Here is a 23282-nt window from a genome sequence, read left to right as displayed (position 1 = left end):
ATGTAATAATGGTTAAGAATAAAGCACGGTTAATATCAATATTACTATTGGTTGTAATGATAATCTCAATAATTCCACAAACAGCATATGCCTCAAGTGGATTTACACCAGTAAATGGTATATCGTCAGCAGGAGGAAGTGGAAAAACACCAGGAAGTCCTACACCTGGAGGTAATAGCGGTGTATGGAGCAGTAGATTTCAAGGATTCCGTATAACAATACTTGGATATGATGCAGCACCAGCGTTTACGTTTATGGGCAAGGATTATTTAGACCTTGTATTTAGTTACGATAATATTGATTCTATGGATTATTTTGGAGATAACCATAAATTAGGAGTACTTCGTAACATATATGAAAGTAAAAATGAATTAAACACTAAAATATTATCTATATCTGATATTAATACATTGTTAAACAAAGGAAATTTAATAACATCAGTTCCTAAGGGTGCAGATTTAAGTAACGCAATAAATAATTTTAAATCATCTAAAATACCATACCCACTTGATTTAGTGGGGGGAAATTGGATAAGCTACGGAAATGAAATAAAAAATGTATTCTATGGATCGTCAGATAAATTAGATATAAACGCATTATTATATGTAATATTAAACTTAGCAACAGTAAATGCTGAAAATAATACAGTGGACAGTTTATGGCAACCAAAATCAGATGCATTCTTATATAGTGACACATTCACAACTGAAGAATTAGCACAGTTGAGAAAGGGAGCAATCAAACCGATAGAGCTAATGGCATCTAAAGGATTAGGAATATCGATTGAACCAATTATATGGAACAAGTTAAGGATAAGTAAAGAACAATACTCATATGGAGTTTATGGGACACAAACATCTATAGGATGGATAGTAGATTGGTTAGAAACACCTGATAGCAATGGTAAGGTTTGGTTCAATCCAACAGCTGGTAAAGGAACTGGAGGATATGACACATCTTTATTTGGTAGAATGGGTAGACGTTCAATGGTTGCAAAAGGTTTATCCTTTACTTTTTACGCATATAGAGATGGGGCAGGAAAAGTAATAACTGACTATGAATGGACTATATCACCTCCAAACGACACAGGGCAAAGCATTACAAACAAAGTAGTTTCTGATATACAGCCCGGTTGGTCATTACATTTATATAGATTAAAAGCTGGAGATGAAAGTTCGACACAAACATTCGATACTCCAGAGGGTAACAATCCTCACCCAGCACCTGATCCAAGTAGCATACCATTAGCCAACAACGAAAAACCAGAGCAACGAAATATAAACATAATAAAGACATATGAAGAAGATGGAAATCATGTAGGGACATACAGTAGAAATAATAACCCACAAAGAATAATAATTCAAAATGAAATTGAATATAAAGTTGATGAATGGTTTATCTCGAGAGACTATGTAAATGTTAATGAATCAACTACATGGACTCAAATAAAAAGTAATACCTCAAGTAGTAGTTCAGGAAAATCAACAACTACAGTTAAAGTAGAAGAACCAAACACAACTTTATATGTAAAACTAATAAAGAAGACAGAGGTAGTAGGAGATGCTGACTTGGTAATTAGAGAAAGTCAGATAACAAAAGCAATAGATACGATGAACCCTAACATACCAAATTGGGGAGCTAAGACAATGAACTTCAATTATCAGAGTTTATCTGGTACCTGTGATTATATTGAATATTGTGGAGGCTGTAGAGGAAATTCTGAGGATGGATATTGGTGTCCTGGACATAGATGTGGTAAGTCATTTGTATTAAGAGATACAGACTATGATTATCATTTTAAGAACATAGCACCAATTAAAGAAAAACTACTTGCAAATGTAGGAGTCTTCAAAGCTTTAAATACTACTGGTGATGATGCATCAGGTAACAGGTCAAGTTTAAGTGCTGGAACAGATGGAGTATCAAGCTTCAATTATCAGATGGTACTATGGAGAGGTAAAGATGTGCCAACATTAGCAAGTTATAAAGAGAACTCAAGTCATGTACTAAATACACTTCTTTCAAGATATGGCAAACAACCAGTAGGAAGTAGAACAAATGAAAGAGTTTATTTTGAAAGATTAGATACAGAGCTAGATATGGATAATTCTATAGGTGATTATTTTACAGATAGTAAATGTCCAGAGCATAGTAGTTATGGGTTAAGTTCAACAGCTAAAAATTCAAATAAACTACAATATAATGGGGATGTAACGATTCAATCTTACACTGGTGTTCAACATAAAATTGGAAATGCAGTAACTACAAACAGTACAAATATATTTGCAGCATTAATAGGAAAACCAGTTAGTGTAAAGTTTAGTGGTGGGACTATAGTCACAAGTTCAAAAGCAGTTAAATTCTATCCATACATTAGAATGACATATCAATTACCAGCTAAGTCAGACAATGATAGAATCAATGTAAACGTATTATCTCAATGGATCAGTGAGTTGTATCCACATAGTTTTGCAGAGGCGGCATGGGGCAGTACAAAAGATATAAATATGAATTTAACAAGTGTTCAATGGAGTACTCATCAGAAAGCAATACAAGGAACTGATGGATGGCAAGGAACTAATAAAGTATTGCCTGGTGGGTCTATTTATAACTTAGATACTAAAAATCAAAATACCTATGTTAGTGTAATAACATGGCAACCATACATTGAAGATGAAATAGCTAATAAGGTATTAACTGAAGGTGGAGCAAGTTACAAATTAACTGATACAATTGCACCTCATGATGAACTAGCTAAAACAGCTGAAAAAGCATTGGATAATTGGAGAGTAGTACAATATATAGAAAAGAATACAAAAGCGAGTAATGCTTTCAATGGATTAAAGGTAACTGGAGGAAATGTAAGTTTAAATAGTTTAGGATTACCAAACAAGAGTAGTACAGAAGACAAGTATTATATGAAACCAGCAGATGTTGGTGGAATAGCAAGTCAAGGTGATGTAGATATAATAAATAAAACAGTTATAGAAATTCATTATAAGATAGTAGCTGACGTTGAAGGAAACATAACAGTTTACAGGAAACGAGACGGTTCAGGCTGGGTTGAGATTGACAGATTAAATAAGACACAAGGAATAGATGCATTAAGTCCTGAAAGTAAAGCATTGAACGATAGAACTCAAATCATAACAAACTTGATTACTGTATTAACAAGGAATGAAGGAAATGACAAGACTGCAAGTTGGGCGACTTCTGATGGAAAATGGTACAATGAAGCCTTTGACGGTATAAACTATGTAAGAAGAGAAACCTGCTTTGAAATAGGATTTGTAGATTCACCAATTAGAAGTGCAGCACTTGACCCTAATTTAACGCCAGTAAACAAAGGACAAAGTGATTTATTTAGCACAGCATTTATAAGTCAATTCAGAATGAATGATAAATCAGATGCATACAGTTCAGAAGTATCAGGCTATGTAGGAAAGTTTAAAGGACAAAATGTGATATTAAATGGAGCAGAGAATATGTTCAAAACAAGAGTATTCTCAATACCAAACGTCAACGTTCAAGACATCAAAGGAAATTAAAATAAATACATTTAATAAAATAGGAGTGCAAATCCAACATTGGGTTTGCACTATTTATTTAAAAACAAATCATAATAAACGACGTTTAATGGAATATAAGTATAATTAAAAATTAGTATTAATAGAGGTTTACGAATCCTACCAAAATCGGTCTAATAGAGGTTTACGGATCCTACCAAAATCGGCTTAATAGAGGTTACGAATCCTGCCAAAATCGTTTTAATAGAGGTTACGAATCCTATCAAAATCGTTTTAATAGTAATTATAGGAGGTGATGCTGATGTTATTTTCAACAGAACGTAAGCAAATATTATGTAATTGGCTTTTAGAGAATAACCGTGATACATTTATGAGTTCACCTTTAAAGGTTCAGAAATTTATATTCATGTATGAATGCATGTCAAAAGTCGGTGGCTATGAGTATGAATTAAATGAAGAACTAGCTAAACGAATTAATTTTATTATCAGTTCACTAACAGAAAATGAATTATCTGATATTACACACCTATTCAATATATGGAAGTCTAAAGAACAAGAAATAGTAGATGGAAAAAAACATGTAGACTTACATGAATACGACTTTAATGAATGTGATGAGGAATTAATTAAAGATATACTGTCGATATATCCTATGAAGTTGGTGGATTATTATAAAATTATAGATAAGAACCCAAAATACTTTTTAATACATGTAAATGACTACGATAAACTAAGTGAAGAATTACATGGGGTAATAGATGTATTAGCAACTAAGGATGACTTAATAAATCCAGTATATCTAACTATATCAGAAACGGGAGGGCTATTAGTTGATTGAAGTTAAAGATGTTGTAACAAAGAAAATAACATATCCTGATGAAAGGAGCTGAACATAAATGATTACAAATCAACAGGATAGATTTAATAAATACGTTGAAAGCAAACTAGAAAGAGAGTTGATTATATTATCTAAAAATCAGCTGACAAAAGAAAGTGCAAACGAAAAGGCAAAGGATATAGCATCTAAAATAGATTGGAACAACAGTGCGCTTATGCACAAAGGATTCACTTGGATGGCTAAGAATTATCTGTTAAAGACAAGCACATGCTAATAAAGGTTTAATGGACACCCTACGGACTATAAATTGTGGGGTGTCTTCTTTATTTAATTTTTATTAAATTATAAAAACAGTATATTAAAAATAAATCAGGGATAGTATACAGCTCAATAGTATATCCTGATAGTATGTCTTATAAGGATATACTATTGGTATAATTAGATAATCGTACAAATGTGATAATCAAAGGTATTGATTTTAGTGGATTCTATGTGAGTTATTATAGAGAGCGAAATATAATATGAATAATGTAAGATAAGTTTAAATGGACACCTCACAAACTATATATTGTGGGGTGTTTTCATTTTTATTTCCCAGCGTAACAAATTAGTCATTAGATATACATACAACAAAAAAGACAACATCATATAAAGAAACATGAGATATATAAAAGAATACCAAATCGAACAGGTGTAAGTGGGTTCAAATAATGCTAAATGAATATGAAATATACTCTATTTAGAGTTTAGAAAACAAACTTACTTAAGATGAGGGACAAGGGGTGGTATGTATGATTTGAAAGAGAATTCAAATATAACAAGGGATTATGAAGGACACTTTGAATAGTTAAAACGGATATTAAAATAGGAGGAACAGGCAAATGAGATTAAAAGAAATAACGGAGAAAGACCTTATAAACAAGATAAAAGGAGAGGCAACTTTAGTAAGAAATAATGTACGAGGCTTAGAAAAAATGAACTTCCAGCAGAGAGAGAAAATATATGAAGGTGTAGTGAAGGCAGGAATAGAGTTAGTAAAAAGACAAATAGAAAATCATGGTTTAAATCATTCAAGCATAGAAGATTTCAAATGTAATTGTGATCTAAAGGAAATATACAGTGAAAAGGGAGTGGACGTGGTAGTTGCTAATGTTGAATATTCAATACAGATAAACAAGAAAGGATTTACTAGTATAAAAGATTCAGTAGATACAGGTATGGTACTAATAGAAATATAACAAAGCAAAGCAAATTGAGGTTTATTGAGGTTTAATAGGGCACTTCGTGCCCTCCACTTCACCTAATATTGTAGCCCTGTAACATTAGTTGTTTTCCATTAATACAAGGAAGGCTGGAACAGCAGGAACAATAAGTATGGAGTCAAATTAGGTTATTAGATATGAAAATTAGGAGGAACAAGTGATGAAATTAACAGAAATGAGCTTAGAAGAGATGAGCGTTGAAGAAATAAAAGAAAGAATGTTAATTTATGAAAGATTCAAATGGAAGGTGATTCCAAACGGAGAGATATTTAGGGTAATCAATGGTATTAGGGACAAATTCAAATATGAACATACAATATATGTTAATAAAAAATGTATTTAAAAGAAGAATAGAAAAAATGGCATTAGATTATCTAAAAGAACTTCAAATAGAGGAATTAGAATCAGTAGAAGTAACAGGAATTATAGATGAAATAGACTTATATTATGAAGATGATACAAAAGAGTTTATGAGTGAAAAGAATATAGAGCAGGGTGATATAACTAATCATAATATAAAGATAGAAGACCTTTGGAGGTTTAGTTCAATAGTACCAATTTATTTAGTAGAATCCACTGCTAAAACAATAAACAGTAATATAATATTTAAGGTTGAATTCTCGCTATGTATAGCCAAAGTGAGTGAAGATAAGTACAGTATTCTAGGTAGAAAAGACGTAACAGAAACATTTACATTTGAAAAAAGCAGTGATGCTAAGGATTATTTTAGAGTTTAACGGATAAATAGGGCACGAAGTGCCTCCACTCCACGTAACCAAGTAGCCTCGTAACCTTAGTTGTTTCCCATTAATACAAGGAAGGCAGGAACAGCAGGAGTAGTAGGAACAGTAGGAATGAATGGCTGGAGGCTTTGAAAGTAACAAACAGGAAAAGTTGGAACACAGAAGTCACAAAAGTCACCAAGCCAGCAGATATGAGTGAGCATTTGTAAAGGTGAATTTCAATTCAAGCAATCAAAGGATAAGTACAGTGTACACATCTGATTCATATCAAGGACGAAGGCTTGAAAGGTACTATAGAATGAGTACAGTGTACACAATGTATCTATTTGAACAAACAGAGGATAAGGACATTAATTTTAATTATAGTTTATTGAGCAGCTTACAAGAGGACAGTTAAAGATAGGAGATGAGCAAACAGCAGCAGATAGAGAGCGATCAAATGGAGGGATAGGACAGATGAAGGAGTGAAAAGGGAACAAGGGTCGAAAGGAACAAGCTAACAAGGTGATAATGGTGGACTAAGCCTAGGAAATGTAGTCATAACAGGTTTACTTAGATAGGAAGAACGAAGGCAGTGAAAGTTTACTTAGTAACTACAGAACCAAGCAATGGGTACAGTGTACACATTGTTTCCAATGAATACTACCATAGAAAGCAACGAACCATAGTTTTGTTCCCATGAAGGCAACCATAGAGCCAAGTAACCCTAGTTATTTCCCATACAAAGGTAAAGCCAAATATAAATCATTAGCACCAATACATTCAAATCAAATTATAAACGTTTAATAGTGAAAATTTTTAGTAAAATTCCAAGTAGAGAAATTTTGGGTATTTTTGAAGTTAGGATACATTATAGCTTTTCAAGTAAATACAGAGGGTGAAAAAACTGATTACAGTCAGAAATTTCACCCTCATTTTTTTCGTGGTAGATAAGTTGATTTCAAGAAAAATTTTAAAAATAAGCAGATGATAAAAAGCTAAACAATGAGCCAACAGTATAAGTTTATATGAAGGAAGAAAACAATAAACAAATGGAAATAGAAGTATGCTTAGTTTGGAAGGCATTTAAGGAAAAGAAGGGGAATCAAAAGTTACAGAACAATTAAAAAGAGAGTAAGCAACTGCGAAGGCAAGATTACAATGTCAGCTGGAAATAAAGCAATGGTCATAAGAGATATAGCAACTGGATTGAAAAGGAAAGCAACTAAACCTAATATTAATGCAATGGTATTAAAGAATAAAACTACTGGTCTATATGTATTACATAAGTGTTGGGAAGAATAAAACATAGCTAAAAGAGATGGACAAAGTCGATTTAGAGACCTAACAATGGTCAGGAGAAATGAACAATTATTGATTGAATAAAATTACATAGCTAGAAATCAGCAAGCAATAGATAAATTTTTAGAGTTTATCTGTAGATGCATTAGAAACCTATAAATAGCAATGGAAGTGTAAAATCAATACAACCTATGTATTTTAATATACAAATATCATTTTCAAGTATAGCAATGTAGGAAAAATAGTAATTACATTAAATGTAATGCTGACAGTTATTTTTACATTTCTACGTTGTTATTTTTACACTACAAACATTCAGAGTAACATTAGAGGTAAAAATTGAATACATAACGGTGGAAGAAAATAAAAGTGTAAAACGGGAAAGACAAGATAAGTTTACATACTATAACATAAGTAGTCAGGATAAACAAATAAAGTAGTTTATTCTGGCTTTTTTATTTTAAAATTGCAATGTGTAAAAAGATGGGCAACAGTTATTTTTACAAAAACGACATGTAAACATACAGTTAATTTATTATAGATATAATTTAAAAAAGCTGGAGGGAAAGGATATGTTACTAGATAAAATTGGTAGAGCAAGTAAAATAGATGAATATAGCTTAGGAATCGAAGAGGCTACGATAATGGAGGTTAACCAATACAAAGGCACAGTAACTGTGAACATTGAGTACCTAAGACAGCTTGAGGAATTAGCTATATCAAACTTTATAGTAATTAAAGATTTAAAAAGTAAAGAGGAAGGCGTAGACTCATTGATTTATCAACTAGAAGAGAAAAATAAGAAATTAAAGAATGAGTTGGAGGATATAAAAGATAGAACAAACTACATTGATTTGGATTATGAGGCTTTAAAGGTAGTGGCTATTGAAAAAGGTTTACTAGCTAAGAAATTAGAATCAGAGCTAGATTGTATAAAAGGTAATACAGAGAAAGTTGAATACACAAAAGAGTATGTGGAGAATGAGTTTAATGAGTACATTTTAAAGGCGAAGAAAATGTTAAAGGACGCATCAACTGAAAAATATATAGGCACATTACAAAAGATAGGCTTATTGGAAAAGGAAATCAGACGTTTAGAAATGGACAACAAGATTCTTGTAGAGAAAACTGGTAAGGAAGTTAAACATAGCGAAAGAATTAAAAATGGCTATGATAATGTAAGTAAACCTGAAGTAACTAAAGAGGTAATAGAAGAATTACTTGGTCAGGGGCTTAGTAAGGTAGCAATAGCAAAGCAATTAAAAGTAGAAAGACAAACTATATATAATGTATTAAAGCGTGAAAAGGCAACACCAAAGGCAACGGCAATAAAATAAACGGAGGTGGATGGTAATGAATCAAGGGATAGGAAGGGTACAACTTTATGACAATAGATTATATAACTATGGAGCAATGACAAATCATTATAAAGATATTTATATAGATATAGAGATAAATGGAGAGATACTAAGTGATATAAAAATTGAGCAATTAATTACTGATAACTACTTAGGGCTTACAGAAAGGGAAATGAGGATTATTGTAAATGCATCTAAGAAATTAGTAAAAGATAGAGATTACAATTCATATATACTTGACTTCACAAAAGAAAAAATAAGTAAACATACTATTGATTATTAGAAAGCAATTGCAGGTAAAAAGACAGCAGCTTTAAGAGTTGTTGTCTTTTAATTTGAAAGTTTATATGGAGAAAAACACCTAACAATTAACAAGAGCATATGAGTATAGATTACATAACAAGAAGAGAGTGGGGTGATTACTGTTGGAAAAATACAGAGCAAGCCAATAAAACTAAAATAGCAATAATGAAAAATATATAATCCATAAAGATGACTTATTAAGTATTATTAATAAAAATAAAAAAGAATTTAAGGAGGAAAAAGACATGGCTGTTAAAAAATTGTTACTAAAAGATGTAAATGAAAAATTTAGAGAAAGAAGGTTACCTCATATAGTAAAAACTAGGCAGGATCCAATGTATGGAAGAGTATATACTCTGTATGAGTATCACGAGGATGGAATGTTTCCAATAACTGAATCAACAGATCTTACAGATTTAATGATTAAGACAGGGCTAGGAGATTTATTCGGTTTAAGTTATTAAAGAAATGAAACTTTGGAGCAGTTAAAGGTTTAGCTGCTCCAATAAAGGAGGACAAGGATATGTTAAGAGAAATTAAAACAGTAAGTTTATATAGTACTAGCAAATATGGAAGAGTACCTGACGCAGGATATGTACATGTAAACTTTCAAGGTAAAAACATAAACGATGGTTGCTATGTAAATGAGCTTAGATATAACTATGGAAGTAGCTTCAACTTGACAAGTGCTGAAATCGAAAGTCTGGAAGACTTAGCTAGAAATCTTTACTACAATGAGCCAAATTATAATTGTTATGAGATAGACTTAGTAACTAAGAAACTAAGTAAGTATACAGTGGAGATGAGTTAAGAACTTTAAATAATAACATATAGAATTTATATGAAATTCAAAAAAGAGGATGAGAACACCCATTACCATATAGCTAGAAGAGCTTAAGGTAATGGGTGTTTTACATATCAAAGATATAAGGGAACATAAGGAAACCCAAAATAAAAATCAGAATATCGTGATATTTTCTTGAGTTTATATGAATGAGATTGGGGAGAAAATTTATTAAATCTATTGTAATTCAATAGAAACTCTGGTAATCTTACTTACTAAGTTTAATAAAACTAAGCAAGAATGAGAGTCATGATATAAAAAGATAATAAAATGCTTTATAAATCTTAAAATTTAAGATATAATCTAATGATGTGGAGGGATAAAACAAATGGCTGTATTGAGAAATATTGATGAACAATTAACAGAAGAATTCAAAAAACTACCAATAGATTATTGGGATTTTGAAGGTGAAGATACAAAAGAATTAACGCATGGACTTCACAATTACCCTGCTGTTATGGTATATCCTATATATAGAAATATAATAGATATTGTCAAAAGGCATGGTGAGGTAGAAACTTTTTTAGATCCTTTCATGGGTTCTGGTACAGGACTTGTAGAGGGAAAATTGGCAGGCTTTAATAAAGTTTATGGGACAGATTTAAACCCTTTAGCGGTCTTATTAAGTAAGGTTAAAACAACTGTATTAAAAGAAGATTCTGTAGATATTCAAGATAAATTACTTAGAGAGAATATTGAACAAGCATTTGTTAGCAGCAAACAATTACTTGATAATATTGATAATTACATTGCAGAAAAAGGTTTAGATGTATCTGCTAAAGATGGATGGGGTTCAGATGCACATGTTATTCTGAGAGAATACTTAGATACATATAACTCAGGTTTAAAAATTCCAGACTTCAAAAATATGGGGTACTGGTTTAAACCACGTGTGATATTAGAGCTTCAACTTATTAAGGATATAATACTACAAATAGAAAACGAAGATTTTAGAAATTTCTTCTTAGTATGTTTTAGTGAAACTGCAAGATATGTTAGTAATACAAGAAATGGTGAGTTTAAACTATTTAGAATTAAAAAGGAAAAAGTAGCAGATTTCAATCCTGATGTTAAAATCGAGTTCTATAAGTATTTAGATAGAAACATCGAAAAAATAAAAGACTTTGATAAAAGATGTAATAACGACTGCGAAGTTAGTGTTGCATTTGAGGATACTAGGATTTTAGATAGTGTACCTGACAATAGCATAGATTTAATGATAACTAGTCCACCATATGGTGATTCTAAAACTACTGTAGCATATGGACAGTTCAGTAGACCCTCTTTATGGTGGTTAGATCTAGAGCTTATGGACATAGAAGAATTAAATCAAGTAGATAACAACCTACTAGGCGGTAAGAAAGTTGACAAGGATTTTGAATGTGAATTATCAAGTAGAACTTTAGAAAAAGCAATAAAAGAGATTAAGGAAAAAGACCTTGATAGAGCAAGAGATGTTTATAGTTTCTATGAGGACTTAGATAAAGCAATGGAATCAATAACTAAGAAAATGAGACATAATAGTTATCAATTCTGGGTTGTTGGGAACAGAACAGTAAAAGAAGTTAAGCTATTAACTAATGAAATTATTTCAGAATTAGGTGAAAAGTACGGTTTAGTGGAAGTATATGATATACCTAGAAATATACCAAATAAAGTTATGCCAAGCAGGAATTCACCAACTAATGAAACAGGAAAAACTGTAAGTACAATGACAAATGAACATATAGTAGTATTAAGAAAAGATAGGGAATAACACACCTATCTTTTTTGTTTTATAATAATCTTATTTTATTTTCAAATAAGTCATCTATTCTGTCATTCATAATTCTAAAAGCTGTACCATGGTCATGGGTTCGTCCATCTGGATATTGTCCTATACGAATGTCGATTTTTATAATTCCTTGTTCTAGTAAATCTTCAAATTGTTCAAAACTAAAGCCTTCAAGATGATAGGCTTCTACAAAATGAAATTCTTCATTTCTTCCAGCACCTCGTGAATTTGCTTTAACAAATATTAGACGTGGAAGTTTACTTTCAAAAGCATAACGTAAATCTTCTCTTTCCCAATAAGCATTAACTTGCGTAGGGAAATTAGAAAGTAAATATAACCTACTTCCTCTAACTTCGACTTTGAATCCATAAGGGGTTCCGTTTACAGTATTGTAGTTAACACCATTTAAAGTTGTGTGAAGTATTTTTCGTCCGCCTCTTGTAGGGTCAACATAGCCATAGGATTCTAGAAGTGCAGTGTTTACTCGTGGAGGGCTAGGACTTTTTGTAAACAATGTAACCATGCTAATTTGCCCGTTTCTACATGATTTTAACTCGCCAAGATGGTCAAGATCTGCTCCAGCAATATTATTCTCTGCAATTCCTAATAAATCTTCAAGAGTTTTACCTATTCCAGTAGGACCACTCCTGTGAGTTCTAACATATCCCATTTGATTTATTTCTCTTAACCTAATTTTTAATCTCTCTAGGGTATACATTTTTAACCTCCTTTAATCGTATAGATTGTTTATAGAATCAACTATATTTTCAAAACACTCAATATTAGGGCATGAGAATTCATTGTTAGGTCTTGTTATGTATGCATTGTCGAAAAAGTTAAACATGCCGCTGATTTGAGGTTGATTCACCTCGTTATATAAATCTGCTGTAACAAAATTCATAACAACTCTCCTAGAGCTATCATATTGTAGATTATAAATATTTTTTGGACAATCGTTTGATTCTGATATATGAGGGCAAGTACAACTAGCGATATCAACTAATAATTTCCATTTGTAAGTTTGTCCAGCACGTTCTCTTAAGGATGTCTTACATGAGAAATTGATAATAGGTGAAGTAGGATCATCTTTATAGATAAGTACATCAGAATCTGGTTTCTGACTGTCTTCAGAATCACCAACAGAGATTGTAGCAAATTGTTCTAGTAATGGATGCTTGTTATACCCAACATTAACAATTACTTCTTTAGTTATGTTACCTATAAGAATATTTCTTATGATAGCGTATGCAACTAATCTCTGAAAATTATTACCTGCTACTGATTTCCTTGCTTGTGAGGCATCTGATATTTCACCTGAACTAACTCTATTTTGTATAATTTCTTCAATTCTAGGTTGAGATTCTCTCATAATGTTTTTAAGGTAATTTAGTATTTGTCGAGTAGCATCTCTATCAGACATACCATTGTTTGTTAGTTGTTCTAAGGTTTCATTGTATACTTCAATAGTAGGTATGAAGTATCTCTCATTACTAAGTCTACGTATAACCTTATTATTTTCTTCTATATATCCCATAAATACACCTTCTTAAAATTTGATAGAACATTATAAATAATATAATAACATGAATAGGAAAATATGACCAGTTAAACTAATGTAATACATGAAATATGTAGAAATGTGCTGAAAATAATAAACTAAGTTATAGGATAATATGTTGTATAAATGGATAGAAAGTGTTGTTTAATTCCAAAGTGTCCAAAATTAGTTTTATGGTGTTTTAGGTATTAAGTGGTGAAGTGTAGGGGTAGGGTGGTAAAGTTGTCCAAAAACAAAACCAGCAAGCCACAGAGGGTTTTAAGGTTGTAGGTTAGTTAAGTTAAAAGGGTTGAAATGGAGTAATTGGAATGGGTGTAGATATTCCAAGGCTTTCAATAGCAAGTTATAAAAAAGTAAACAAGTAAAATAAAAATAATAAAATAATGATATTGCATATCTATAAAAATTCTGATAACCTCAATCGCTCTAGTTAAGAAAAATAAGAACGATGGAGGTAAATTGGAATGAGAATAGTGTACATTGAAGCTGGAAAGAAACCTGAAGTAAGGAATATTGGACATTCACTTAAAGAGATGCAGAAGTTAGTTGGTGGGTATATTGAAACAATACACCCATTCAATGATACGGCTGTAATAGTATGTAATGAGGAAGGTAAAATAAACGGACTGCCATTGAATCGAGGGTTAATGCACCCTGAAACAGGAGAACTTTATGAGATAATAGCAGGTAACTTCTTTATATGTGATGCACCTGTTGATAGTGATGAGTTTGCAAGTTTATCAAATCAGCAAGTGGAAACATACATGGAACAATTCAAATATCCTGAATCATTTATAATGGAAGATGGTAGAATCGTAATAATAAAGTGTATAAACATTTAGAATTATAAGAAATCAAAAGGTAAAGAGCTACAGACTAATTACAAGTTTGTAGCTCTTTATTTTATTTACATAAGGCGATAAGTGAAAAGTTGTAATCATAAAAATCTACGTATAAGGTATTAGTTTATAAATATTAAAAATTAAAAAATAGTAGGAGGAGAGGAAAGGAGGATCCCTATGATAGCTATTATGACATGGAAGAAAGAATTAAAAGAAGAATTAAAAATAAGGTTAGACGGTAGCAGGGTAATAGATTCAGTTGAAGAGTTAGAAGACAATATAGATTACCTAGATAAAGTAATAATAAGTAGACATTTAGATTGGTCATTGGAAGAATTGAGGACAGTATTAAAGAATTTAATAGAATCAGATATAGAAATATTCTACATTAAAGATAATGATGAACCTGAAGAATTAAGATTACTACTTTCATTGGGTGTAAAAAACATATTATTTGATCCAATAAGCGTAGAAGAGATAATCAATAAAGTTGAAAACATAGTGTTGTTTGATGATGAAGACTATTTGAATGGAGCTGTATTCGTACAGGAGATAGAAGAGACTGAAGATATAGAGGAAAAGAAAGAAAGTAAAGAAGAAAAAGACATTATAAAAATTGAAAATACAGTTGATGTAGAAAAATTAGTGAAAGAGACAGTTGAAAAGGTACAACCAGTAGTAACTGTAAAGCAAGAGAGTACATTCAGATTTTTACTGAATTACATTCAAAAATTATTGAGTTTACTTGTAATTCTAATAAGTATAATTATTGAGTATTTTATGCAGATTGCAATAACAATTATTGTACTATTCATAGTTAATTATTATATAAGTGAGCAAGGAATCAATAGTTTCCCAGCATTAATAGATGAAATCATGAAGTTATTAGGTAAGATAAAAGCCAATTAATTAAAAACAAACATTATAAAGGAGGAAAATGAAATGAAGAAATCAAAGAAAGCAGTCAGAATAGTAAGTGGATTACTAGTATTAATGTTCATATTAACAAGTTTATCAGTAGCATACGCAGATAATGGAGTGGTAACATTTGAGGACAAGAACTTGGAAAGTGCAATTAAGGAGTTTTTAAAAGAAGGTAATTACGATTACTATATTGAAACTGGTATACTGACCAAAGAGGTTATGGAGCAGATTGATACAATAGTAATACAAGAAGATAAAGGAATCACAAGTTTAGTAGGATTAGAGCAAGCAAAGAGTTTAGAAGTTCTCTGGATTCAAAATAATAACATACAAGATTTAAGTCCATTGAAAGGATTAACAAAACTAAATTCTCTAACATTAAGCAATAACAGTATAGAGAGTATAAATGCATTAAAGGATTTAAATGAATTACAGACTTTATATATAGACAATAATAACATAACAGATATTGGGGCATTAAAAGAGTTAAATAAACTGGAGACATTAGTAATTTCAAACAATAATATAAGTGATATCAGAGTATTAGAGGGAAAGACAGAATTAAAGAGTTTTGAGTCTTATGGTAACAGTGGGATTGAAGATATAAGTTCATTAAAGGATTCATTGAAACTTGAGTTTCTTATTATAGTAGACAGTAAGATTAAGGATATCAGTGTTTTAGAAGATAAAACTAATTTAAAACATTTGGCATTAATAGAAGGAGATATAGAAAATATTAAATCATTAGAAAACTTGAGAAACTTGGAAGTACTATTATTGACAGATAATAATATAAAGGATATTAGTCCATTACTACCTTTTGATATATTTGATACTATCAATATAGATGGGAATCCACTCTGGAAAAATGATGGTACTAACTCAATGTTAGGGGAAGTAACAGGTGAAAAGGTTAGTAAACCAATTTATGAGGTATGGAGTGAGCCACAAGTAAGTGCAGTAGTGGAGCAAGATCCAATGCAAGAAACTGATATAGAAAGGAATTCAGCATTACCTATTATAGTAACTACAGTTGGTGGATTATTTATTATATTATTTATAGTTGTTAATAACAAGAATCTAAAGATATTTGCAGTTGAAAATAGTGATGATACATGGGCTGTAAGGATATTAGGTAAAAGAAATATTAAAGTACACTCAGATGAGATTTCAATAGACATTAGTAAAGAGCTATCAGAAATTGAAGATGATAAATTGAAAGTAGTGTTTAGCGGGAATTTACCTTTAAAGCTTCTAGATAAAAAGATTATATTCATAAAAGATAAGGACAGCTTTGGTGAAATTACATTAACTGAATTAACTAATGTAATTGAAGTAACAAAAGACGGTGTAATAACAATAAGTAAAAAATAAGGAAAACTAAAGGATATATCTACATATTAAAAGTAGGTATATCCTTTAATTTTAAGGAGGATATAACATGGATATAAATACATTATCAAAAGAATATAGAGACATTTATGGAGAATTTATAATGCCAGTTGATACTAATATCAAGCTTGAATCTGTAATTTTGAGCGATGAAAATAAAGAGAAAATATCAGCGTTTATAAGGGAAACACAATATAGAGATAAATTATTAGCTTATGGATTGCAACCAATGAACAGAATATTAATGTATGGAGCTTCTGGTACTGGTAAGACATTCTTAAGTAAGGCATTGAGTAATCATTTAGGTTATACAATGTTATATGTAGATATAGCAAAGGCACTTAGTGAGGCTACTGTTGCTATGAATATATCTAAGATATTTAAACTTGCAAACCATTTAGGACATTGTTTACTGATGTTTGACGAGTGTGATGCAATAGCTTGGCAAAGGGATACTGGTGGAGCAGATACTGGAACAATTAGACGTGCTACCAATAGTATATTCCAATATTTAGACCAAATGAACAAGACGAATATATTTGTAAGTGCGACTAATATGTTGCATAGACTTGACCCTGCATTTGAAAGACGTTTTAATCTTAAGATGGAGTTCAGACGACCAGAGATAGATATTAAAGATGCTATAAAACACTTTATATATCCAAAGTTTAAGATAATTGATGACGTAGACCAAACAACTGTGGACATAATCAGCAGGAGAGCAAGTCAGTATGCTAAATTAAGTTACTATGAAATCCAAGGTTTAGTGGAGAGGGCAATGAAGAGGGCTGTTATGAATGACACTAATGAAGTAAGTACAGCAGACATATACAAAGACCTAGCAGTTGCTATGAGAGTTAAAATCAAGTTCCAAACAGCAGATGACCCTGAAGAAATATTTGAAAACAAACTACATTACTAATTACAATATAAGTTTATTTGATATATAGAGGTAGTACTTTCCACTTGAAGGAGAGTACTATTTTTATGTAAAGAATTCAGTGAAGTAGAAAAATGAAGGACTGTAGGTAACGGGTTATCTACATTATGTGTTGATTGATATCCAAAGAAAATATTTAACTAGAGTAATAAATAGAGTAGAAGGCATTGAAATAGAAAAATGATAACATTAGGATAAAATTCAGAGGAAAGTAAGTTCAAATAGAACATCAAACAGATGAAAGTAAGTTTAAAAATGGTTTGAAATTTTAGTGTTGGGAGAATGTAAGTTCAAGTAGAACAGTAAAAGGGAGAAAGTAAGTTTAAGTTAAATCTAAAAAAGGAGAGCATAGATATTCAAACATTTATTTAAGGTAGTAAAATAAAATTTAATATACACTGTAAGGATATTTCAATTTATATGAATAATTGAAAATAAAATATACATTCATAGAACTAGTTAATAATTGGTGATTATTGATTAGTTCTATTTTTATATTCAATTTTAGGGACAAACAAGGGACTAGTTAATAAGTGATATACATGGCATTGGTATTTATAAAAGAAAAAGTGGAGCATTAAATTTACTACTTAATGTGGACTAGTGAAGATGATGAGTAGGCATATAAAATTAGGGATTTAATAAAAACAAGAATAATTTTAATTCTTTAAATTGGCTAGTTATAAATTAAAATATTCTAATCTTTTTCTTGTAAGCCAATAAATGTTCCGATATAATCACATTCCATTTTTGGAAAAGTGGATAAATCAAATAATATTTAAGGAGGAACAAAGATATGAGATATAAGAAAGAAGACATTGAGAGCTTTATGACTAGCATTATGACGAAAGAAGATACTTTCAAATTTGGATGTAAAATGTGTGGAGATTGCTGTAGGAAAAGGCAAGAGCCTATAATGTTAACTGGTTATGATGTGTTTAGGGTATCAAGAGCATTAAATATTAAACCTTTTGAATTTATCGAGGAGTACACAGAATGGTACGTTGGAGATAGTTCATATCTTCCAGTGGTTATATTAAAAGCAAGGTATGATGGTAGTTGTCCATTATTAAGAAAAGGAAAGTGCACAGTTCAAGAGGACAAACCTATTGTATGTGCAATATACCCACTAGGTAGGATATTCATAGCAGGAGAAGAAGAAAGCTTTGGATATTTTGAACAGCCATATAGCTGTGGAAATGGAACAGGTGAAGAACATACATTAAAAGAATGGCTTGATAAGTTTAAGGTTTCTGAGTGGGACGAGGCGAGTATATTATGGGCGAAAACAATTGCAAGATGTGCAATGGCAATGAGAAATATAAAACAAGACACTAAGTTGTTTACAGGAGTAATAACAGTGTTACTTAATGTATTTTATGTAGCTTATGATATAGAGAAAGATTACTTAGAGCAATTCAAGTCTAACATTGAAAAAATGGAAATTATCTTTAAAGAGTTTAAAATCCAATTGTAAACAAGCATTGAAGGTGTAGTTGCATATAAATTACCTCTGCATATTTTGAAAACATTGGAGTTTTATAAATGTAGACCCTATTTTTATTAAAATATTCTTTATAAAAAACATCTTTATGAAAAATTTATAGATTTTATAAAATTAAAGGTTCTATGAAGAAGTTAAAAGTAGAATTCATGGGGTAAAAGGCTATGTTTCCAGAAAAAGAAAAATTAGAGGAAAATAGGAATAAAGGAAATATAGAAAAATTTTATAAAAATCAAATGAAAATTCAAAATTGAGCGGAGGTAATTTATATGGCAAACATGATTAGGGATTTAAAGGGATTATATGGTTGTATCATGGATAGTAATGGTAACTTCTTAACTAAAATGACTGGAGTTTATAGGAATGTTAAACTATCAGAAAGACGGTATGAATTTCTAAAAGGGCTTATTAATTTAGTGATGACTACAAGAATTACAAGTGAAAATACAAAGAATTACATTAAGAGTAACGGTAGTTCAGTAAGAGATTTTGTAAATAGTTACAATTTGACAGTGAAGGAAGAAGAACAATTAAAAGCATCTTCTGTAAGTCAAAATGTAGACTACGATAGAAAGAAATTACTTAATTTCTTTCCTAATGATACAGTAATTAAAGTTATATTCTCATATGAATTGAATATAACTGAATATGAAAAAATGTTAAACATGGCATATACTAAATATGGTGGAAATAGAAAGATGCTTAATAACTTGGCATTAACAATTCCTAAAACAGCAGTTAATGATAATTTAACTGAAGAAGAATTTGAAGAATTGCTTCGTGTAATTGCTCCATATACAAAGGCACAAAGGAAGTATATAAGTGAAAATATCCCTGATGAGCAAGTAGGATACTTGAATTATTTAGTATCGGCTCATAAATTAGAAGGTGAGGACTTAAAGAGATATAAAATCCTTAAAGTCTTATTAGAGGGAGAAAGATTTATTGAGCTGGAGGAAACAGATTCAACAGAGCAGAAAGATGATATAGATCCAGATGAAAAAGAAATTACAATAGAAGATATGGAACAAACAAAAGGTGGAGTAATTGTGACTGAAGTAATTAAAAAGGGTGAGCTAAAGAGTAAGAGAATACAATATGATCCGAATATACTATCAAGTAAAGATGAAGTTGATATTGATTTAGAGAATATAAACTTTGAAGATTTAACCGATGCAGATGTAGAATAGATAAGGATTCAGGAATTCAAATGAAATAAATAGGCAACTAGTGTACTAGTTGTAATGGTAAGAAGGCATTTATCAATTAATGATAAGTGTCTTCTTTTTCATTTTTGTTATTAGATTTTATTCAATCAAATAGCTAGTTGAAAAGATACCCAACAATATCAAATAACATATAGAGATAACCTCCATCAAACAAAATAGGAGGATATCAATATGTTGAAAAATATAAAAGCAGAACAATGTGTAACGGACATTAAAGAGGACTCAAAGTTTATAAGGGATGCAAATTTTGAGCGTTGTATAGATTTTATGGTAAGAGTGATAGAAAAATATAGTCACGAAATAGAAATAAAATAGCACAATAAATTTAGAAAGAACTCATTTAGGGTTCTTTTTATTTTTATATATACATTCCAAATAGAATCCGATATAATTGTTGGGACAGTGAATTACTGTGTGCGTGGAAAGGAGTTGATGCAGATGAAAAAAAGGTGTTACATTTATACAAGGGTTTCAACAGCCTCACAGGTTGATGGCTATAGTCTTGATGCACAGAGGGAAAAACTTGAAGAATATGCTAAGCTTACTGACATGGTAATAGTTAAAGAGTATTCAGATGAAGGAAAATCAGGTAAGAATGTTGAAGACAGAGACGATTTTAAACAGATGATGAAAGACATCGAAGATCAAAAAGATAATATTGATTTTGTTTTGGTTTTTAAACTTTCTCGTTTTGGTAGAAATACAGCAGATATACTAGCATCTGTACAGAAAATGCAAGATTATGGTGTAAATCTATTTAGCTGGGATGAAAAAATAGATAGCAGTATTGATAGTGGAAAACTTATGATATCTGTACTTTCTGCTGTTTCAGAGATAGAGAGGGATAACATTCTATTACAAACTATGGCAGGACGTAAGCAAAAGGCAAGGGAAGGTAAATGGAATGGCGGTTTTGCACCATATGGTTATCTATTGAAAGAAGGGGAACTACTAATAGCGGAAGATGAGGTAGAAGTTATAAAAGTTATTTATGAGCAATTTACTACTACAAATAAAGGTATAAATGCAGTAGCTTCTTATCTCAATAACAACGGGTATAAAAAGAAAAAACGTCAAAATGGTACACTTGATGCCTTTTCTGCATCTTTTGTAAAGGCTGTTTTAGATAACCCTGTTTATTGTGGTAAAATAGCGTATGGTAGGAGAAGAAACGAGAAAATTCAAGGTAAACGAAATCAGTTCCATATTGTAAAGCAGAAAGAGTTTCCCGTTTATGATGGAATTCATGAGGCTATAGTATCAGAAGAAATATGGCAAGCAGCACAAGAAAAGCGTAAAACAACTGGTTTTAAACATGAGAAGAAGTACAGTTTAGAACACGCACATATTTTATCTGGTATACTAAAATGTCCCAATTGTGGTGCGCCCATGTATGGTAATGTGAATAGGAAAAAGAAGAAGGACGGCACTTATTATAGAGATTACTTCTACTATGCTTGTAAACATAGGAGGAGTGTAAGTGGTCATAAATGCAATTACAGTAAGCAGTGGAGTCAAGACTTAGTAGATGATGCTGTTGCTGAGATTATTACTAAGTTAGTTCATAATGAAAAGTTTGAGAATGCTATAAAAGATAAAATTAATTCTAAAATTGATACTGCTCAACTGGAAGAGAATTTAGAAACTCTAAAAAAATCATATCGCCAAGAAAATACGGCAAAAAATAAATTAGCACAACAAATTGATGGGCTAGATGTTATGGACTCTTCGTATGAAAGAAAATATAAGGACATGCAGGAACGTCTAAATAAATTCTATGAAAGGATAGACTCTATTGAAATAGAGATGGAAGAGGTTAAAACAAGAATACAGAATGTTAAGTTAGATAGACTTAATTCTGATGGCATTTACAACATTTTAAAAATGTTCGACCAGTTTTATGATGAATTTACAGACTTTGAAAAACAGGAGTTTATAAAGAGTTTTGTTGAGAAAATTGAAATTTATCCAGAAGAATTAGAAGATGGTCGTATCTTAAAGAATATAAAGTTTAGATTTCCAGTATTCTTTAATGGTAGTGAAGTGAGTGAAATAAGTTGGGACAAAGAGAGTACAGTCGAGTGTGTGGTAAGGATATATAAGGAAGAGAAATAGAAAGGGTGTAAATATGAATATGATAACCTCAGAATCATTAGATAGGTGTCTAGAATACTGTGATATTAAACAATTAGCTTCCACTAATTATGGAACATTCATAAGAGCCTTGGTGTATACTATGAAAACAGAATTGCCTGTTGAGGTCATTGATAATGAAAATAATATTATGGTTAAAGCTCAGCCTAAATTCTTCTCAATAGCATATAGGGAAGGGCAAGAAGGAATCTCTGATAGCTTAAATATACAGTATGTAGTGGTAGGGGAAGATGAGCTAAAAACCTTAAAGTTTGAAAAAATAGGGAGATTAGATGTAATTCAGGATAAGAAAAATAGTACCCGTACCTTCTATCGATATTACATAAAACAAAATAAAAATGCTAGCTACAGATTTACCTTCAACAGAAGAATTTCTAAAAACTAAATAATTTTTTAAAAGAGGATAACAATATGGATGGAACTATACGAGAAAATATTAAGCAGGGTACAAAAGTAAGAGTTGTACAAAAGCAGGATCAACGCTCTGGGGAGTTAACAGAAGGTGTAGTTTTAAAAATCCTTACAAGTTCTCATACGCATCCTCATGGCATTAAAGTGATGCTGGAGGGTGGAGTTGTTGGTAGGGTTAAGGACGTATTGGGTTGAAGATTTAGGTATAGTAAAGGGCATCTATCAGTGAATGGTAGGTGCTTTTTATTATGTTTGAATTGTCGAGTATTGAGGTCGGTTTATTGGTAAGTGCAAAAGAGTCGCTTACCATCAATTGATAAAGATGAGTCAATATTAAGATACTGTTTAGTGTCTTGTATAGATAAATTTTCAATAATTCATTTATGTCGAAATAAAGC

The 23282-nt window shown here is 31.0% G+C and carries 23 protein-coding genes; 21 read left to right on the top strand and 2 right to left on the bottom strand.

What is annotated here, in order from left to right; genetic code table 11:
* Positions 1–8 precede the first annotated feature (8 nt).
* From CACET_RS13450 to CACET_RS13400, 11 genes are all read left to right on the top strand, one after another.
* Positions 9–3548 carry a hypothetical protein gene (locus tag CACET_RS13450; RefSeq protein WP_044825231.1) on the top strand — a complete coding sequence of 1180 codons (3540 nt, stop codon included), beginning with the start codon at positions 9–11 and terminating at the stop codon, positions 3546–3548.
* 397 nt (positions 3549–3945) lie between these two features.
* Entirely contained in the window at positions 3946–4365 is a 420-nt protein-coding gene (locus CACET_RS13445; RefSeq protein ID WP_144414779.1) for a hypothetical protein, read from the top strand.
* A gap of 58 nt (positions 4366–4423) precedes the next feature.
* Positions 4424–4639, top strand: coding sequence for a hypothetical protein (locus tag CACET_RS13440; RefSeq protein WP_044825230.1), 216 nt, complete (start codon positions 4424–4426; stop codon positions 4637–4639).
* Between the two features lie 607 nt (positions 4640–5246).
* The gene (locus CACET_RS13435) at positions 5247–5603 is read left to right on the top strand and encodes a hypothetical protein (protein WP_044825229.1); all 357 of its coding nucleotides are present in this window, start codon (positions 5247–5249) and stop codon (positions 5601–5603) included.
* A gap of 184 nt (positions 5604–5787) precedes the next feature.
* A complete protein-coding gene (locus CACET_RS13430) occupies positions 5788–5970 on the top strand; it encodes a hypothetical protein (protein WP_044825228.1) in 183 nt (60 codons plus the stop codon).
* Positions 5933–6364: a hypothetical protein gene (locus CACET_RS13425; RefSeq protein WP_044825227.1), complete on the top strand. Its 432-nt coding sequence runs from the start codon at positions 5933–5935 to the stop codon at positions 6362–6364. The genes CACET_RS13430 and CACET_RS13425 overlap by 38 nt, the downstream gene beginning before the upstream one ends.
* A 1859-nt stretch (positions 6365–8223) precedes the next feature.
* Positions 8224–8988 (top strand): helix-turn-helix domain-containing protein, encoded by a 765-nt coding sequence (locus CACET_RS13420; RefSeq protein ID WP_044825226.1) that lies wholly within the window; start codon positions 8224–8226, stop codon positions 8986–8988.
* A gap of 16 nt (positions 8989–9004) precedes the next feature.
* Positions 9005–9292: a hypothetical protein gene (locus CACET_RS13415; RefSeq protein ID WP_044825225.1), complete on the top strand. Its 288-nt coding sequence runs from the start codon at positions 9005–9007 to the stop codon at positions 9290–9292.
* 265 nt (positions 9293–9557) lie between these two features.
* Entirely contained in the window at positions 9558–9776 is a 219-nt protein-coding gene (locus CACET_RS13410) for a hypothetical protein (RefSeq protein WP_044825224.1), read from the top strand.
* A gap of 59 nt (positions 9777–9835) precedes the next feature.
* Complete coding sequence (locus tag CACET_RS13405; RefSeq protein ID WP_044825223.1) at positions 9836–10123, top strand: hypothetical protein; 288 nt, start codon at positions 9836–9838, stop codon at positions 10121–10123.
* A gap of 361 nt (positions 10124–10484) precedes the next feature.
* A complete protein-coding gene (locus CACET_RS13400) occupies positions 10485–11912 on the top strand; it encodes a TRM11 family methyltransferase (RefSeq protein ID WP_201774949.1) in 1428 nt (475 codons plus the stop codon).
* A 19-nt stretch (positions 11913–11931) separates the two neighbouring features.
* On the opposite strand, the gene CACET_RS13395 is transcribed toward CACET_RS13400, so the two are convergent.
* Together CACET_RS13395 and CACET_RS13390 are read right to left on the bottom strand one after the other, a co-directional pair.
* Positions 11932–12648, bottom strand: a complete 717-nt coding sequence (locus CACET_RS13395; protein ID WP_044825221.1) for an MvaI/BcnI family restriction endonuclease — start codon at positions 12646–12648, stop codon at positions 11932–11934.
* A gap of 12 nt (positions 12649–12660) precedes the next feature.
* A complete protein-coding gene (locus CACET_RS13390; protein WP_052661469.1) occupies positions 12661–13464 on the bottom strand; it encodes a BsaWI family type II restriction enzyme in 804 nt (267 codons plus the stop codon).
* Between the two features lie 488 nt (positions 13465–13952).
* On the opposite strand from CACET_RS13390, the gene CACET_RS13385 reads away from it, so the two are divergent.
* The 10 genes from CACET_RS13385 to CACET_RS13345 all read left to right on the top strand — a co-directional run bounded on the left by CACET_RS13385 (position 13953) and on the right by CACET_RS13345 (position 23079).
* A complete protein-coding gene (locus tag CACET_RS13385; protein WP_044825220.1) occupies positions 13953–14330 on the top strand; it encodes a DUF3846 domain-containing protein in 378 nt (125 codons plus the stop codon).
* A 177-nt stretch (positions 14331–14507) separates the two neighbouring features.
* Complete coding sequence (locus tag CACET_RS13380) at positions 14508–15239, top strand: hypothetical protein (RefSeq protein ID WP_044825219.1); 732 nt, start codon at positions 14508–14510, stop codon at positions 15237–15239.
* A 33-nt stretch (positions 15240–15272) separates the two neighbouring features.
* Positions 15273–16628: a leucine-rich repeat domain-containing protein gene (locus tag CACET_RS19565; RefSeq protein ID WP_052661468.1), complete on the top strand. Its 1356-nt coding sequence runs from the start codon at positions 15273–15275 to the stop codon at positions 16626–16628.
* Between the two features lie 67 nt (positions 16629–16695).
* A complete protein-coding gene (locus CACET_RS13370; protein WP_044825218.1) occupies positions 16696–17568 on the top strand; it encodes an AAA family ATPase in 873 nt (290 codons plus the stop codon).
* An 814-nt stretch (positions 17569–18382) separates the two neighbouring features.
* Positions 18383–19063 carry a YkgJ family cysteine cluster protein gene (locus CACET_RS19560; protein ID WP_052661467.1) on the top strand — a complete coding sequence of 227 codons (681 nt, stop codon included), beginning with the start codon at positions 18383–18385 and terminating at the stop codon, positions 19061–19063.
* Between the two features lie 296 nt (positions 19064–19359).
* Complete coding sequence (locus CACET_RS13360; protein ID WP_044825217.1) at positions 19360–20280, top strand: hypothetical protein; 921 nt, start codon at positions 19360–19362, stop codon at positions 20278–20280.
* A 210-nt stretch (positions 20281–20490) separates the two neighbouring features.
* Positions 20491–20634 (top strand): hypothetical protein, encoded by a 144-nt coding sequence (locus tag CACET_RS20550; RefSeq protein ID WP_158386071.1) that lies wholly within the window; start codon positions 20491–20493, stop codon positions 20632–20634.
* A gap of 123 nt (positions 20635–20757) precedes the next feature.
* Positions 20758–22434, top strand: a complete 1677-nt coding sequence (locus tag CACET_RS13355; protein ID WP_341410340.1) for a recombinase family protein — start codon at positions 20758–20760, stop codon at positions 22432–22434.
* Positions 22435–22447: 13 nt separating this feature from the next.
* A complete protein-coding gene (locus CACET_RS13350) occupies positions 22448–22858 on the top strand; it encodes a hypothetical protein (protein WP_044825215.1) in 411 nt (136 codons plus the stop codon).
* A gap of 26 nt (positions 22859–22884) precedes the next feature.
* Positions 22885–23079, top strand: coding sequence for a YwbE family protein (locus CACET_RS13345; RefSeq protein ID WP_044825214.1), 195 nt, complete (start codon positions 22885–22887; stop codon positions 23077–23079).
* The last annotated feature ends 203 nt before the right edge of the window (positions 23080–23282 follow it).

The sequence above is a fragment of the Clostridium aceticum genome (genome assembly GCF_001042715.1).
GTDB classification, from domain to species: domain Bacteria; phylum Bacillota; class Clostridia; order Peptostreptococcales; family Natronincolaceae; genus Andreesenella; species Andreesenella acetica.
This window is presented reverse-complemented; position numbering and strand designations above follow the sequence as displayed.

What these genes read in the sequence shown, in the direction of transcription:
- CACET_RS13450 (WP_044825231.1), top strand. Translation starts at nt 9, where the DNA reads ATGGTTAAGAATAAAGCACGGTTAATATCAATATTACTATTGGTTGTA.
- CACET_RS13445 (WP_144414779.1), top strand. Translation starts at nt 3,946, where the DNA reads ATGTCAAAAGTCGGTGGCTATGAGTATGAATTAAATGAAGAACTAGCT.
- CACET_RS13440 (WP_044825230.1), top strand. Translation starts at nt 4,424, where the DNA reads ATGATTACAAATCAACAGGATAGATTTAATAAATACGTTGAAAGCAAA.
- CACET_RS13435 (WP_044825229.1), top strand. Translation starts at nt 5,247, where the DNA reads ATGAGATTAAAAGAAATAACGGAGAAAGACCTTATAAACAAGATAAAA.
- CACET_RS13430 (WP_044825228.1), top strand. Translation starts at nt 5,788, where the DNA reads ATGAAATTAACAGAAATGAGCTTAGAAGAGATGAGCGTTGAAGAAATA.
- CACET_RS13425 (WP_044825227.1), top strand. Translation starts at nt 5,933, where the DNA reads ATGAACATACAATATATGTTAATAAAAAATGTATTTAAAAGAAGAATA.
- CACET_RS13420 (WP_044825226.1), top strand. Translation starts at nt 8,224, where the DNA reads ATGTTACTAGATAAAATTGGTAGAGCAAGTAAAATAGATGAATATAGC.
- CACET_RS13415 (WP_044825225.1), top strand. Translation starts at nt 9,005, where the DNA reads ATGAATCAAGGGATAGGAAGGGTACAACTTTATGACAATAGATTATAT.
- CACET_RS13410 (WP_044825224.1), top strand. Translation starts at nt 9,558, where the DNA reads ATGGCTGTTAAAAAATTGTTACTAAAAGATGTAAATGAAAAATTTAGA.
- CACET_RS13405 (WP_044825223.1), top strand. Translation starts at nt 9,836, where the DNA reads ATGTTAAGAGAAATTAAAACAGTAAGTTTATATAGTACTAGCAAATAT.
- CACET_RS13400 (WP_201774949.1), top strand. Translation starts at nt 10,485, where the DNA reads ATGGCTGTATTGAGAAATATTGATGAACAATTAACAGAAGAATTCAAA.
- CACET_RS13395 (WP_044825221.1), bottom strand. Translation starts at nt 12,648, where the DNA reads ATGTATACCCTAGAGAGATTAAAAATTAGGTTAAGAGAAATAAATCAA.
- CACET_RS13390 (WP_052661469.1), bottom strand. Translation starts at nt 13,464, where the DNA reads ATGGGATATATAGAAGAAAATAATAAGGTTATACGTAGACTTAGTAAT.
- CACET_RS13385 (WP_044825220.1), top strand. Translation starts at nt 13,953, where the DNA reads ATGAGAATAGTGTACATTGAAGCTGGAAAGAAACCTGAAGTAAGGAAT.
- CACET_RS13380 (WP_044825219.1), top strand. Translation starts at nt 14,508, where the DNA reads ATGATAGCTATTATGACATGGAAGAAAGAATTAAAAGAAGAATTAAAA.
- CACET_RS19565 (WP_052661468.1), top strand. Translation starts at nt 15,273, where the DNA reads ATGAAGAAATCAAAGAAAGCAGTCAGAATAGTAAGTGGATTACTAGTA.
- CACET_RS13370 (WP_044825218.1), top strand. Translation starts at nt 16,696, where the DNA reads ATGGATATAAATACATTATCAAAAGAATATAGAGACATTTATGGAGAA.
- CACET_RS19560 (WP_052661467.1), top strand. Translation starts at nt 18,383, where the DNA reads ATGAGATATAAGAAAGAAGACATTGAGAGCTTTATGACTAGCATTATG.
- CACET_RS13360 (WP_044825217.1), top strand. Translation starts at nt 19,360, where the DNA reads ATGGCAAACATGATTAGGGATTTAAAGGGATTATATGGTTGTATCATG.
- CACET_RS20550 (WP_158386071.1), top strand. Translation starts at nt 20,491, where the DNA reads ATGTTGAAAAATATAAAAGCAGAACAATGTGTAACGGACATTAAAGAG.
- CACET_RS13355 (WP_341410340.1), top strand. Translation starts at nt 20,758, where the DNA reads ATGAAAAAAAGGTGTTACATTTATACAAGGGTTTCAACAGCCTCACAG.
- CACET_RS13350 (WP_044825215.1), top strand. Translation starts at nt 22,448, where the DNA reads ATGAATATGATAACCTCAGAATCATTAGATAGGTGTCTAGAATACTGT.
- CACET_RS13345 (WP_044825214.1), top strand. Translation starts at nt 22,885, where the DNA reads ATGGATGGAACTATACGAGAAAATATTAAGCAGGGTACAAAAGTAAGA.